This is a genomic window from Olleya sp. NP1-10, assembly GCF_055804415.1.
Window position 1 is genome coordinate 1,821,727 of record NZ_CM147840.1, and the last position, 14,104, is coordinate 1,835,830.

Here is a 14,104-nt window from a genome sequence, read left to right on the forward strand (position 1 = left end):
AATCTGAAGTATTAATTAAAGCTAAATATTAAGTCAACTATTTAGTAATTAATATATACCCATCCTGTTTGAATTTGGTAATTTGGGTCGTTAAGATTTAGTACATAAAAGTATGTACCTGTAGGAACAATGTCTCCTTGATTACTTAAGCCTTGATTAACTTGACCATACCATTTTGTATTATTATCACCTTTAAAAATTAAAGTACCATAACGATTATATATTAATAATTCGTGATCTTGAAAGACATTATACAATCCTTGAATATTAAAATAGTCGTTAATTGAATCTTGATTTGGGGAAAACCCATCAGGAATAATAGGAGGACAGTTTGTGGTGTTTAAGGTAAAAACAAATAAGTCATAACATAATTGCGTTTGTGCAGTAACATATATTGTTTGTGGAGTTGTATTTGAAATATAATGACTTGGATTTGTTATGGCATTTTGATTGTTTAAATCATCTAAACTGCTGTAAAAAAATAGGTCTTGATATGGATTTAGGTCTGTATTAATTAAAGCTTCGTTTAAATTATAGCTACCTGTATTGTTACCTTGACCACAAGCGACTAATTCAGCAAGCTGAATAGTTTCAGGAATTGGTATAAGTTGAATTGTAGTAAATGTGTTATTGTTTACTTCATTGGTTTCGGTGACTAAACCATTGTTATTTCCGTCGTTATCAACTTCAATTTCAATAATAAAAGTATCAGGTATAGTATTAGGGATTTCTAAAGTTATTTGACTTGTTTCTTCTTCACCAATACCAATTATAGTATTGGTTTGACTTTGCCCAATTAATACGTTGTCTATTAAAAAAGCAATTGGTGTATTGGTTGGTAAAGCAGCTGTGCTATTGTTATTGTATACAGTATAGTCTATAGTAATGCTTCTGGTATTACAGTTTGTTTGGTAAAAATTTTGTGTAACTGTTGCATCTGGTAATTGACTATTTAAAACTGTGATGATATTATTAAGAATGATTAAATCAGCTCTAAAAATACCGTTACTATCATAATCACCTGTGGTTAAATTAATAGTAACTTCAGTATCTCCAATTTGTATGTTGTTTTCGATGTTATAAACATCTAAATCCGCATTGAAAAAGTTAGTAGAATTTGTAAAACTATTGGTTCCGTTAAAAGCATTGTCTGCAAAATTTAGTGGAGGATTGGATAAGACGTTTCCGTTAATAGATAGAGATTCTCCAAAATTTAAAGCATTATCTCCTTCCCAAGCTAAAAAACCAATTTTAGCATTATTGTTATCAAGTACGTTTACGTTTTCTAGAATAATAGTTTTGTTTTGTACATCAGCATTAATAATTTCTAATCCTAAAAATAGATTAACTTGATTAAGTGGTAGTGTTGGTTCTTCATAAATAATATATAAGCTCCAACCTGCATAATTTGTTCTGTTATTGCAATAACCAGGTGTATTAATTAATGCATCAGAAATATCTAAATCTGAAAAAATATAGCTTGAATTGCCTTCCTCTATAATTTGATCTGTTACTTCTGCATAGCTTGCAAAATAAGTGAGTAATCCATTACTACCTGCATTATAGTCTACAGTAAATGTGTCTTGAGCATTTATAGTTGTAGTATTAAGTGTAACTTGGTTATCACCAGATCCAGATCCAGACCAAAATAAATAGGCAGCAATAATGTTTGTATTGTTTGGTAATGTTAAATCTGCTTGAGAGGATGGAAGTGTTTCACAAAAGAGTTGAGAAAGGTTATTTTCAGCTTGATTTAAAGTATTCCCAATAGCTATATAGTCATAGCGTCCATTAAATTGTTGAAACAACTCAATGTTTTGGGCATCTGCTTTAGTAAAGCAAATGCCAATTATCATAATGACGAAAAATACATGTTTCATTGATTAGTATTCTTGCTTAAATGTACAAATTACTATCGTTTTAAAGTGAAATGATCTCTATAAATACGACCATCCTGAAGTTTTACCGTAAACCAGTAGTCGTTAGTGGGTAATGGTTGTCCATTAAAAGTTCCATCCCAACCTTGGCTGTTAGGTGTGAATTCTTTTAGTAGTTTTCCGTATCTGTCAAATATTTGAACTAGTGCGTTTTTTTTAGAATTGTCACTTAAACCTTCCACTTGCCAATAATCATTTTTACCATCATTATTTGGTGTAAAATAATCTGGAAATTTTATTAACCAAATTGGTGCTTCTGCAATACCACAATGGTTTTTATCTCTAATATAAACTATGTGGTTACCAGCAGTTGTGTTTTCAAAAATGTTTTCGTTTTGATAAGGACCATTGATGTTATCCAAAGTATACTCATAATCACCCAAACCTGAAACAATAACCGTTATTGTTGTGTTATTTGTAATAATTTCTTCTATATAAGGAATGCTTGAAGCTGTAACTGTTACCAATCGGTCTGCATAACAGCCTTCAGGATTAGTGGATGTTATGCTGCTTAAAAGTGTGATTCTTACAACATATTCACCAGGTTGAACTACATCAATTTCTGATGTAGTTTCTAAACTTGATAACCACAAGAATGAATATTGATTGTATGGTAAATCTAAATATCCAACATCAATAGTAACAAAATCTGTGACTGAATTTTTACACAAAAAAACGTCTTCATCAGCCACAATTGGAGCAGAAACTGTAACTAAATCTAACGTACTTATAGAAAAGCAATCACTAAACGTTCCATTAGATAGTTTTACGTAGATTGTTTGGTTAGTACTTGTTGCGTCGTAATTACTAAAATTTAATATATTATTTTCTGTTTGTTGTGCATCTTCTAAAGTTTCAAAGTATGTAATATTATAATCTGGACTCAAGTAAGATGATGGTATTGCATTTTGTAGATTAAATAGATTGTCTATTTCGCAACTATATAATGGGTCTAAAGTTAAAATAGTTGGTTTTTCAGTAATATTTAAGGACCTGTAAAGCGTTTGGTTTTGACCATCTACAACAAAATTTATAGTAACATTAAAGGTGCCATTGCTTGAAAAAATATGTGTTGGATTTAGTAATGTAGAGGTGTTGTTTATGCCAGAAGCAGGATCTCCAAAATCCCATTGTATATTGTCAATGCTTGTGCTAAATTCCGTATGAAACTCAGTGACATCACCAAAACATGTATTACTAAAAATATTTGTAGCGTAAAAATAAGATTGAATAAAAGGTGGTAAACCCAATTGACAAATCTTGTCATTTAAATTTACAAATTCTGATAATACATTACAATCCAAACCAATAGTATTAGGATCTGTAATTACAGCCATAGACGTTCGGCCAAATTCGGCAACATAAATTTTTCCGTCCAATGCTTGTTGTAAGGCACCAAAAGACCCCGTTCTTTGTCCAACGATAATATCAGATGCTATTATACTTGAAGCAGAATTTAAGCCTAAATTGTATTGATGGATAAAGGAAAGGTTTGTATCATAATTTAGCTCGCTAACATAAAGTAATTGACTATCTGGCGAAAACTCGCAACCATAAAATCCTGGATTATTTGTGCTTAAATTAGGAATATAAACAGGATTAGTCAGTTGTCCAGTTAGCGCATTAAAATCAAATACTTCTACTTGGCTAACATAGCTTACAACCGAAGCTACTTTTTCTCTATTAGGAGAGGCTTTTAAATATCCTATGGTTTGATTAATATCTCCTCCATGATATGATCCAATACTTGATACAATAGGTGTTGTTGAGATACCTAAATCTGAAACCAGATAACTAACAAACTCGTTACTTTCCCATCTGTGGCTAATAACCCAAATGTCTTCTCCATTAGACGCTTCGACTGCTGTAAGTTTTTCTGTAATAGGTGACTCTAGTAAGACGTTTTTATTGGCTGTTACTGCACCTAGCCCACCTGATAAAGACAAATCAACTTCCGAAAACCTTAAGCCATTAGATCCAGCTCTGTCATCTACTGTAAAAATATAATATATGATGTCACTATTAGGTTTTGGGATAATTATAGCAGACTGTGTACTGGAGTCATTACCTAATAAACCCAATCCATTGGTCATTATATCATGGTTTTTGTTCCATACGGTTGATCCATCAGTGTAGATAATCAAGTTTCCACTATTGTCAGACATACTAGCACAACCTTCAGTAGTATGTAATTGAGAAGCACCTAAAGGCAAAGGATATCCAGAATTAAAATTAAGGCCAGCATGTTCTCCAAAAGTCCAGTTTGCTGTTTCATTTTGTGAAAAACAAATAGTAATATAGAGCATTAAGGTTGTATATAATATTTGTTTGTTCATATAATTATCGTTTTAATGTGAAATGATCTCTATAAACACGACCATCTTGAAGTTTTACCGTAAACCAGTAGTCGTTAGTGGGTAATGGTTGTCCGTTAAAAGTTCCATCCCAACCTTGGCTGTTAGGTGTGAATTCTTTTAGTAGTTTTCCGTATCTATCAAATATTTGAATAATTGAATTAGATTGAAATTGAGACGATACACCATATACTTGCCAATAATCATTTTTTCCATCGTCATTTGGTGTGAAAAATAACGGAAAACCAATTACCGAAAACATTTGGTCCACAGTACCGCAATTATTTTTAATATCTGTAATATTAACCTGATAAATTCCTGGTTTTATATTAGTGAAAGTATTATTATTTTGAAAGCCTGTTGAAAGTCCTTCAGTATTTATTAGCTCAAATGCGTAATCTCCATCTCCTGAAGTCAAAATAGTGACAACATTGTTATTTAAACTACCATCAACAACAATAATATCTTCAATAGTTGCAATGTCTGAAGGTTGAACAGTAAAAGTTTTTGTTTTAGGGCAACCTTCTGGAGTTGTTACAGTAACAGTAAATTGACCAATTGTATTGACCTCAATAGAGGCAGTAGTTTCACCAGTTGACCAATTGTAGTAATAGTTAGGGTTTACTGCGTTGGTTGCTGTTAGTTGTATGGTTTCAGGAAATTGATTAAGACAATATAAAACTGTTTCGTCTTCTGTAAATTGTGGTAAAGGATTAATAGTTAACAAAACTTCGCTAATACCGTAACAAGCATTGTTGTTTTCTGCTCTAGCGTAAATGACTTCACTATAAGGGATTGTATTGTTATATACTGTGGGTAAAGCATTAATTTCTAAAAGAGCATCATCATATGTTCCATAATAATTAATCGTAATACTAGCAGGAAGACCATTTGTTATTTCTGTTGAAAAACTATCTAAATCAAAGGTGTTAATTCCATCTTCAGACCCAAGTTCGTCACAAACAGGAGGAGCAATATAATCATTAGTTTGTGTAACGCTAACTTCTAAAGTTAACTCGGATAAAGCAATACAGTTTGTTACTGTATCTGTAACAACAGCATAAATAGTTTGAGGATTTGTTATATTACTGTATGCGTCTCCGTTTAAAGGGTTTGTCTCTGATTGCGCATTGCTGAAAGTTGTATAAAATGATACAGTATTTTGACTATTATTGTTGGTTATATTTACTGAAGCTTCATTTAAATTAAATATAGTCTGTCCATCAGGAATTCCATCTTCATCACACTGAAATAAAATGTCATCATAAGCTTCAGGTACAGGATTAACAGTAATATTAATGCTATTAGTAGCAAAGCAATCCGTATTATTATTGTTTTCCAATCTAACAAAAATAGTTTCGTTAAAAGGTGTAGTGTTGTAATAGTTATTTGGTATAGGATTAGTGCCTAAGTCAGCATCATTTTGATTACTATGATATGTTATATTATAAAGCGTTGTACTTTGTGATCCATAGACCTCCATATTGTAGCTTGATAAATCTATGGTTGTTTGTCCATTGGTGTCGTCTCCATCAGAAGTATCATCGCAAGTTTCATAGTCGGATAAACTATCTATAATTGGAGTATTATAAACTTCAATATTAAAACTAGTAGTGTCAAAACAATTGGAGTTACCAAAATTGAAGATTCTGGCAAAAATAATTTCTTGTGGGTTGCTCGTTGTGTAATTATCAGGTAATTGATTTTGGCCTAAATCAGCATCATTTTGCGATGAATGATAAGTGATTTGAAATTCTAAAGAATTTTGACCATCCAAGATAGATTCATCTTGATTAGAAAGTAATACATTACTACTAGCATCATTATCGTCATCACAAATAATAATATCATTTGGTTGATTAGCAATAGGTATGTCATAATAGGTTACAATGGCTTGTCCTTCTTTTGTGTCACAGTCACCATTGTTTAAATCAATAATAACTTCATAATTTCCATTTTCATTTATTAATAATTCATTTGGTATTATAGGAGTTGTAAGGATTGTGCCATCTTTAAACCAAGTATAAGTTGCTCCATTAATATCTTCAGCTGTCAGTGTATAGTTTTCACCTGTACATAATGGTAATACTACAGAATTTGAAGTGTCAGTAGGAATGATGTCAATTTTTTCAGAAAAGAAAGACGCAATAAAAGGAGGTAAGCCTTGTCTAGACACACGACCATTTAAGTTTATTGCTTCGTGTTGGTAATCTGCAATTTGACCTAATTGATTAGGATTATTGATAACACCTAAAAACGAAGTTCCTTGATTATAGGTCGCACTTAGTGATCTATAAATTTTGCCATCAGGACCTAACTGTAAAGCGCTTCTATACATGACTCTTTGATCTAAAATTTCTTCTGACTGGCTAATGTTAGTAGACGTTAAATCATATTGAAGTAAAGCACCATATTGCGCACTAACATTTTCAAAGTTAGCTGAATCCGTTTCAAAATAAGTACTCACATATAACACTTGATTATTAGGTGAAAATTCTACTCCATAGGCACGTTGTGTTTTTCCTAATGGATTGATATTTATTTGTATTTGTTGCGAGTTACTTACCTGTCCAGTATTAGTATCAAAGTCATATAAAAATAAACCACTACCAACGTTTGCAGAAGCTATTTTTGTTCCGTCTGGAGAAAATTTTAAATACCCTCTTCTTTCTGAAATACTGAAAGGTATCGTTGATGTAACAGGAGTAGTGTTTACACCAGTTGAAGAAACTTCAAAAGCATAAAAAGTAGTATTGTTGTTGTCTACAGCAGAAGGGTTTGTTAATGCATCATTACTTGCAAAAGTGACCACCCAAATATTTTGAGATTGGCAATCTTTAAGTACAGCACTTAATTTTTCTGAAGCTCTAGATAATAAAAATTGATTTTTAACATTGGTTACAGCTCCTAGTCCATTATCTAATGACATGTTGACTTCAGTAAAATTGAACCCTTGATCTTGTTGACCAAAAAACTCTGTACCTTGAGTGAATATGTAATAAATATTAGGGTCACCTGGTTTAGGTATAATTATGGCAGACTGTGTACTAGAGGGGTTACCATCAAGGTTGTTACCATTAAGCATAACATTATGGTTTTTATTATACACAGTAATTCCATCTGTATAAAATAATAAATCACCAGCACTATTTGATATGCTTGTACAGCCTTCGTCAGTTGCTAATTGACCATCAGTTAATGCTGTAACAGCATTAGTGTTTGTGTTAAATTGTATTCCAGCATTATCACCAAAATACCAGTTTGCAGCTTCATTTTGCGCCTGCAATATAAAGCTGCAAAGTAGTATTAATACTAAAAATATCTTTTTCATAAAAAAATCTATAATTAGTAAAAGTATTATAATAAAATCTTATAAATAAATGTAGTTTGTTAAAAAAATAAACAAGATTTTTTATAAATCTCTTTTTTGTAATAATTTATAAGAGAAAAATACAAATAAGCTAGTCCAACCAAGAACAATAAATATTTCGTGCCAATGTACAGCAAAATCATATATAAGTTCTGTTTTTTCTGGAGACTTCATAGCTACAATACGTCTAAAAGGTTCGTCTATTAATTTAGACATAGACTTTAATGGTAAAAAGTTTTGAATTTTAGTCGCTATGTCATCATCGTAATTTTTTAATATTATACCATATATAATCCATTCGATTATAAATAGGATGAATAAAAAAGCTAGTGCAAATGCCGAACGTTTTATTAATACTGCAGCAAATAAACATAAACTAAAAAAGCCTATAAGTTTTACTAAATAAGCAAGTAAAAAGATACTTTCACTAAACATATAATAAGCTTCACTATCACCATTATAGTACAGTCCAATAGCTAAGGTTAAAATCCCAACTAATAGTGTAGAAACAACAGAGAAAAATACTATAGCATAAAATTTTGACAGTATAAATTCTTTTTTGCTAAGACCATCAATTAAGTTTTGCTTAATGGTTTTGTTGCTATATTCATTACCAATCATACTTACCACAACTATAGCAAAAAACAGCTTAAATAATGATGAGAAAAACGTGGTAATATGCCATATGTATGGAAAGTCAAAAATCCCAACACTACCTAAATCTATAGTAAATAGACCAAAGAAATTGATTTTAAATGAGGATAATAATATGATGAAAAACGGTAATATAAATGAAAAGAAGATTAATATTTTACTAACCCTATTTTCTAAAAGTTTTTGTAATTCTATTTGTAAAAGTCGTAACATGATTTGTGTTTTTTGATGGATTAGTTTTGGTCTTCTAAATTGTCTGTAAGTTGAAGAAATTGTTCTTCCAAACTTTCTTTACGCAATACTAGATGCGACAGTGCAATACCTTTATCTAATAGCTCTTTGTTAAAAGAGGCAGCAGATGTAGGTGCATTTAAAAAGGCAGTTATTAAATCCTCTGTTACTTTTGTGTTTTTAATATTTGGATGTGTATTTAGATAGTCTAAAAGTGCTGTGTTATTATCACATTTTAATTCAAAAAATCCATCACTAGAAATCATTTGATCTACTGGACCTTCGTATAATTTATTACCCTTTCTAAGTACAACAACATGTGAGCACACTTTTTCAACTTCATCTAATAAGTGAGACGCTAATAAAATGGTTGTACCTTGACTTGCAATATCTTTAATTATAGCTCTAATTTGATGAATACCTTGAGGATCAAGACCGTTTGTGGGTTCGTCTAAAATTAAAATTTCAGGATCGTTAAGTAATGCAGATGCTATCGCAAGACGTTGTTTCATCCCTAAAGAAAAGGTTTTAAATTTACTGTCTTTACGATCTAGTAAACCAACTAGCTCTAGTTTTTCGTCTATTTTTTCTTCAGTAATTCCCTTTATTTTACAAACTAATTTTAAGTTTTTATACGCAGACATGTAAGGGTAAAAGTTTGGACGCTCTATAATGGCTCCAACTTTTTTTAAGGCATCATGTGTTGAGGTCTGACCATCAAACCAGCTAAAATCTCCACTGGTTTTATTAACGACGTTTAAGGTAATACCTAATGTAGTGGATTTACCACTTCCGTTTGGTCCTAAAATACCGTAAACGTTTCCTTTTTTAATGGTAAATGATAAATTGTTGACAGCAGTTAAGTTGCCATATTGTTTAGTAAGATTACTAATGTTAAGAATGGTGTCCAAGATAAATGGTTTTAAGTACTAATTTAAAATTAGCAATGGTTGGTTTAATAGTAAGACGATAATATTATAAAATTGTTACAAATTAAAAATTAGTTTTAAATTTGATACACTATATAAAGCTATGAAAGACTTAAAAATTTCTAAAAAAAGCCATCCTATCCGATAAGCGATAAGTTAAATGATTATTTATCAGAATATAACAGAAACTCTAAAATCACCATTTTATATGACGATTTACTGCGTTTTCAAGGCGCAATTACGGTTTATGATAAAGATGATAATGACACACTTTGGGTGCGTGTTTATTTTAGCGAATTTGATAGAGCAGAAATAGACCTAAGCCTTAAAAAAGTATATACAAGATTACATTCTGATGGAAATGAAACCTCAATTCCGTTTTTAAATGTTGATGCAATTGACTATTGTACCTTCGGAAACTCTAAACCTTTTAGAATAAAAGTTAGAAATATTTTAAATGATAATTACACTTATTTTTATGTCAAAAAAGCTGATGCTTCTCGTATTTATGGATTGGAATTAGAGCATATGTTATCACCATATAACTTAAATTTTATGGTGCATGGTAATACTTTAATAGAAGAACATATAGCTGGAATACCTGGAGACGAGTTTATTAAAACCATGCTTAATGATTGTACAGAATCTGAAAAATCACAAATTGCCAAAGAGTTTGTTAAATTTAACGAGCGTTGTATGATTAGGCTTTTAGGAGATATGAGAGCTTATAATTATGTGATTGTGCCAACACACGATTTTGATCATGTGGTATTTAAAATTAGAGCCATAGATTTTGATCAGCAATCTTATGAAGGCAAATTTAACGTGTACAGACCTCAGTTTTTTAAAGAAAACTTAAAGTTAGTTGAGCTTGTTACAAAAAAGTTTAAAAAAGAATCTATTGATCAATACAAAATAGAAGAACGTTCCATAGTTGCTAAACGTATGATAAGTTACAACGATCGTATTGACCAATTGTTAGATTGTATGGTAAATGATACAATATCAAATCCAGAGCATATTAAACTTTTAAAATCTAAAATCTATGATTATACCTTAGATCTAAAGTTTAAGAAAAGTCAAAATATGGGGCAAATAGTAAAAAACGCATTGTCGTTTGTAAAACGAAATTATGAGAATGTTAATACTAAAGGCTTTTAATTCCAGTTTTCGTTAAAATCTAAATTGTCGTAGTCATCAATGTTAAAGTCATCATCAAATTCTGCGTCAAATTCATCTTTTTCAGCTTCAAAAACTTTATCAGGAGCTTCAGTTGGAACTTGACCTTGTACATACATTAGGTTAGGGTAATCCACGCCTTCAGCAGTTTCAACAATTTCTGCTAATTCAACAAAAAAGGTCCACATACTCATAAAATCGTACACATAAATTAGCTTAGTTTGTGCCTCGTGTACTGTGTCTGAGATAGAAGTTTCGTTCATTAACTTAACTTCATTTAGACCATCACTCATGTCAAAAAGACTTATTTCTTCACCTTGATTCCATTCTTCATCACTAATATAAAATGATGCCATTTCAGTACCATCAAAGCCAAAACATTGTGTAATAACGTTGTGTAAGTCTTCCATAGTATCGCTTTCGCGAATTTCAAAATCTCTGAAAATATCTTCTTCTGTATCGTTATCTAGTATAACTCTAAATCTGTAAATCATAATAAAAAAATAAGTGTGTAAAGATACTGCTTTTAGGTGTTATTTGCTAAAACGATGTAACGTAAATGTCATTGCACTTAATAATAAAAAGGCACCAACTTGGTGTACAACACCTAACCAAACCGGAACTTGTAAAATTAACGTAAACACACCAAGTACAAATTGTAAAAAGACTAAACCTAATAATAAATTTAATGCTTTTTTCTGGTAATGAGAGTTAATATATTTTTGACCTTTAAAATAAATAAAAAGTATTAAAACAACCACAAGATATGCTAATGTACGGTGTACAAATTGGACTCCACTTTTGCCTTCCGTAAAATTAGCAAATAAGGTGTCACGTTCTATATAAGCGCTTTCGTGTATAAATTTACCTTCGCTCATCATTGGCCAATGGTTGTGTACCCAACCAGCATCCAATCCAGCGACAAAAGCACCATATATAATTTGTAGAATAAGTACCACTAAACTTACTTGAATTAATCTTTTAAATCTAGTGTTTCTAATTTCAGTAAACGGAAACATTAAGTCTAATGCTACCCAAAATGTTGCTGCAAATGTTATAAATGCAGTGGTTAAATGCATTGCTAATCTGTAATGGCTTACATCAGGTCTATCTACCAATCCGCTTTTGACCATATACCATCCTAAAAAACCTTGAAATCCACCAAGTATCATTAATCCAATGGATTTTTTTATAGTTGGTTTTGTGAGTTGCTTGGTAATTAAAAAATATAAAAATGGAAAGAAAAACACCAAGCCAATAAAACGTCCAATGACACGATGGATCCATTCCCAGAAGTAAATATCTTTAAATTCTTCTATACTAAAATGTGTATTTAGTTTTTGGTATTCTGGATATTGTTTATAAAGATCAAAAGCTTCTTGCCACTCTACATCGTTCATTGGTGGTATTGTTCCAGAAATTAGTTTGTAATTAGAAATTGATAATCCAGAATGTGTTAAACGTGTAATTCCGCCAACAATAACCATTACAAATATTAGCACACAACCTGTTAGTAGCCAATAAATGACCTTTTTGTTGTCCTTTTTCATAACTTAACGTATTTATAATTTTTCTTACAATTCTTTTTTAAAGCATAAACTTTGGTCTATACCTTTATATTGACCGTAATTATCTGTGATTTCATAATTACAGCTTTTGTAAAGCTGGATAGCTTCAAGTTGTCTAATACCTGTTTCTAAAATACTATATTGGTAACCCAATTGTTTTGCCCAAGACTCTAAATCGTTTAAAACAGCTCTAGCAACACCTTGTCCTCTGGTAGCTTTAGTTGTAAACATACGTTTAACTTCAACTGTTGCATTATCAAAAGGCTTAAAGGCTGCACAACCAACTGGTTTATTGTTTAAGTAGGCAACTATAACATGATTAATAGTGTCTAAACCATTGTATTGGTTGTAAAAGTCGTGGTCTTCACCATCAGTAATTTTTAAAAATTCATCTAATTGGGTGACAAGACTTTTAAAGTCGGAGTTATCAGAATTGGTTTTAATTAATTCTAACATCCTAAATTTAATTAACAGTTAAACCTAATGCTTTTCCTTTTTCTAGCATTAAATTGAAAGCTGCTTCATGTTCGTTTGGAATATCTCCTTCTAAAATAGCTTCTTTTATAGCTTCTTTAATAATTCCAATTTCTTTTGAAGGTTTTAAATTGAAGGTTTTCATGATTTCTTCACCTGAAACAGGAGGTTGAAAGTTGCGTACCTGATCTTTTTCTTCTACCTCAATAATTTTTTCTCTAACTATTTTAAAGTTGTTATGGTATTTATTAAATTTTTTAGGGTTTTTGGTGGTAATGTCAGCCTCACAAAGCGTCATTAAATCATCAACATAATCTCCTGCATCAAATACTAAACGTCTTACAGCAGAATCTGTAACAATATCTTGAGCTAAAACGATTGGTCTAGAGCTCATAAATACCATTTTTTGAACAAATTTCATTTTGTCATTTAATGGCATTTTTAATCTTTTAAATAATTTGTATACCATTTTTGAACCTTCAAATTCATGACCATGAAATGTCCAACCTACTTTTTTGCTAAAACGTTTGGTTGGTGCTTTTCCAATATCGTGTAATAATGCAGCCCAACGTAACCAAAGGTCATCAGTATGTTGTGATATGTTGTCTACAACTTCTAAAGTATGATAAAAATTATCTTTGTGTTTTTGACCTTCGACTTCATCAATACCTTTTAGGTTTGTGATTTCTGGTAAAAAGTGTTTTAAAAGACCTGTTTTTTCTAATAATAAAAAGCCTTTGGAAGGTGTTTTACTTTCAATTATTTTATTTAGTTCAACAACAATACGTTCTTTAGTAATAATATTAATGCGTTCGCTATTTCTTGTTATTGCATTTAAAGATTCTGCTTCAATTATAAAATCTAATTGCGACGCAAATCTAATAGCACGCATCATACGTAAAGGATCGTCACTGTATGTTATATCTGGATTTAATGGTGTTTTAATAACCTTATTGTCTAAATTTTCAATACCGTTAAAAGGGTCCAATAAATCACCAAAATTAGCTTCCGATAAGTTTAAGGCTAATGCGTTAATAGTAAAATCTCTTCGGTTTTGATCGTCTTGTAGCGTTCCATTTTCAACAATTGGATTTCGGCTATCTTCGTTATAAGATTCCTTTCTAGCTCCTACAAATTCAATTTCAATGTCATTATAGCGTAACATTGCTGTGCCATAGGTTTTAAAAACTTGTACTTTAGGCTTGTTTGGTAATAATTGTGCTACAGCTCTTGCTAATTCAATACCACTACCAACAGCAACAATATCAATGTCTTTTGCTGTACCACGTTTAAGTAAAAAATCGCGAACAAAACCACCAATAACATAGCTGTCTAAGTTTAGATTTTTAGAGGCTTGAGATATAATTTTAAATATAGGGTTTTGTAGTGCTGCTTTGTAATTCATTGG

The 14,104-nt window shown here is 31.0% G+C and carries 10 protein-coding genes; 1 reads left to right on the forward strand and 9 read right to left on the reverse strand.

Annotated elements, in window-relative coordinates; genetic code table 11:
- Window positions 1–41 precede the first annotated feature (41 nt).
- The 5 genes from AC0L4B_RS08335 to AC0L4B_RS08355 form a co-directional block, all read right to left on the reverse strand.
- Complete coding sequence (locus AC0L4B_RS08335; RefSeq protein WP_473439359.1) at window positions 42–1,880, reverse strand: T9SS type B sorting domain-containing protein; 1,839 nt, start codon at window positions 1,878–1,880, stop codon at window positions 42–44.
- 32 nt (window positions 1,881–1,912) lie between these two features.
- Window positions 1,913–4,273, reverse strand: a complete 2,361-nt coding sequence (locus tag AC0L4B_RS08340; RefSeq protein ID WP_473439360.1) for a T9SS type B sorting domain-containing protein — start codon at window positions 4,271–4,273, stop codon at window positions 1,913–1,915.
- Window positions 4,274–4,277: 4 nt separating this feature from the next.
- A complete protein-coding gene (locus AC0L4B_RS08345; protein WP_473439361.1) occupies window positions 4,278–7,622 on the reverse strand; it encodes a T9SS type B sorting domain-containing protein in 3,345 nt (1,114 codons plus the stop codon).
- Between the two features lie 81 nt (window positions 7,623–7,703).
- Window positions 7,704–8,528, reverse strand: coding sequence for an ABC transporter permease (locus AC0L4B_RS08350; protein ID WP_473439362.1), 825 nt, complete (start codon window positions 8,526–8,528; stop codon window positions 7,704–7,706).
- A 20-nt stretch (window positions 8,529–8,548) separates the two neighbouring features.
- Window positions 8,549–9,457 carry an ABC transporter ATP-binding protein gene (locus AC0L4B_RS08355; protein WP_473439363.1) on the reverse strand — a complete coding sequence of 303 codons (909 nt, stop codon included), beginning with the start codon at window positions 9,455–9,457 and terminating at the stop codon, window positions 8,549–8,551.
- A 162-nt stretch (window positions 9,458–9,619) separates the two neighbouring features.
- On the opposite strand from AC0L4B_RS08355, the gene AC0L4B_RS08360 reads away from it, so the two are divergent.
- Window positions 9,620–10,636: a hypothetical protein gene (locus AC0L4B_RS08360; RefSeq protein ID WP_473439420.1), complete on the forward strand. Its 1,017-nt coding sequence runs from the start codon at window positions 9,620–9,622 to the stop codon at window positions 10,634–10,636.
- Here AC0L4B_RS08360 and AC0L4B_RS08365 read toward each other — a convergent pair.
- Genes AC0L4B_RS08365 through AC0L4B_RS08380 form a run of 4 tightly spaced genes read right to left on the reverse strand, consistent with a single transcriptional unit; the run spans window position 10,633 to window position 14,101 of the window.
- On the reverse strand, window positions 10,633–11,148 hold the full coding sequence (locus AC0L4B_RS08365; RefSeq protein ID WP_028289456.1) for an IS1096 element passenger TnpR family protein: 516 nt from the start codon (window positions 11,146–11,148) through the stop codon (window positions 10,633–10,635). The genes AC0L4B_RS08360 and AC0L4B_RS08365 overlap by 4 nt on opposite strands.
- Before the next feature lie 39 nt (window positions 11,149–11,187).
- Window positions 11,188–12,204, reverse strand: coding sequence for a COX15/CtaA family protein (locus AC0L4B_RS08370; protein ID WP_473439364.1), 1,017 nt, complete (start codon window positions 12,202–12,204; stop codon window positions 11,188–11,190).
- A 24-nt stretch (window positions 12,205–12,228) separates the two neighbouring features.
- Entirely contained in the window at window positions 12,229–12,678 is a 450-nt protein-coding gene (locus AC0L4B_RS08375) for a GNAT family N-acetyltransferase (protein WP_473439365.1), read from the reverse strand.
- Between the two features lie 7 nt (window positions 12,679–12,685).
- Window positions 12,686–14,101: a CCA tRNA nucleotidyltransferase gene (locus tag AC0L4B_RS08380; protein WP_473439366.1), complete on the reverse strand. Its 1,416-nt coding sequence runs from the start codon at window positions 14,099–14,101 to the stop codon at window positions 12,686–12,688.
- Window positions 14,102–14,104 lie beyond the last annotated feature (3 nt).

Bases quoted from the DNA above. Each gene is read 5' to 3' on its own strand.
- AC0L4B_RS08350 (WP_473439362.1), bottom strand. From the start codon at position 8,528: ATGTTACGACTTTTACAAATAGAATTACAAAAACTTTTAGAAAATAGG.
- AC0L4B_RS08340 (WP_473439360.1), bottom strand. From the start codon at position 4,273: ATGAACAAACAAATATTATATACAACCTTAATGCTCTATATTACTATT.
- AC0L4B_RS08345 (WP_473439361.1), bottom strand. From the start codon at position 7,622: ATGAAAAAGATATTTTTAGTATTAATACTACTTTGCAGCTTTATATTG.
- AC0L4B_RS08365 (WP_028289456.1), bottom strand. From the start codon at position 11,148: ATGATTTACAGATTTAGAGTTATACTAGATAACGATACAGAAGAAGAT.
- AC0L4B_RS08375 (WP_473439365.1), bottom strand. From the start codon at position 12,678: ATGTTAGAATTAATTAAAACCAATTCTGATAACTCCGACTTTAAAAGT.
- AC0L4B_RS08380 (WP_473439366.1), bottom strand. From the start codon at position 14,101: ATGAATTACAAAGCAGCACTACAAAACCCTATATTTAAAATTATATCT.
- AC0L4B_RS08335 (WP_473439359.1), bottom strand. From the start codon at position 1,880: ATGAAACATGTATTTTTCGTCATTATGATAATTGGCATTTGCTTTACT.
- AC0L4B_RS08370 (WP_473439364.1), bottom strand. From the start codon at position 12,204: ATGAAAAAGGACAACAAAAAGGTCATTTATTGGCTACTAACAGGTTGT.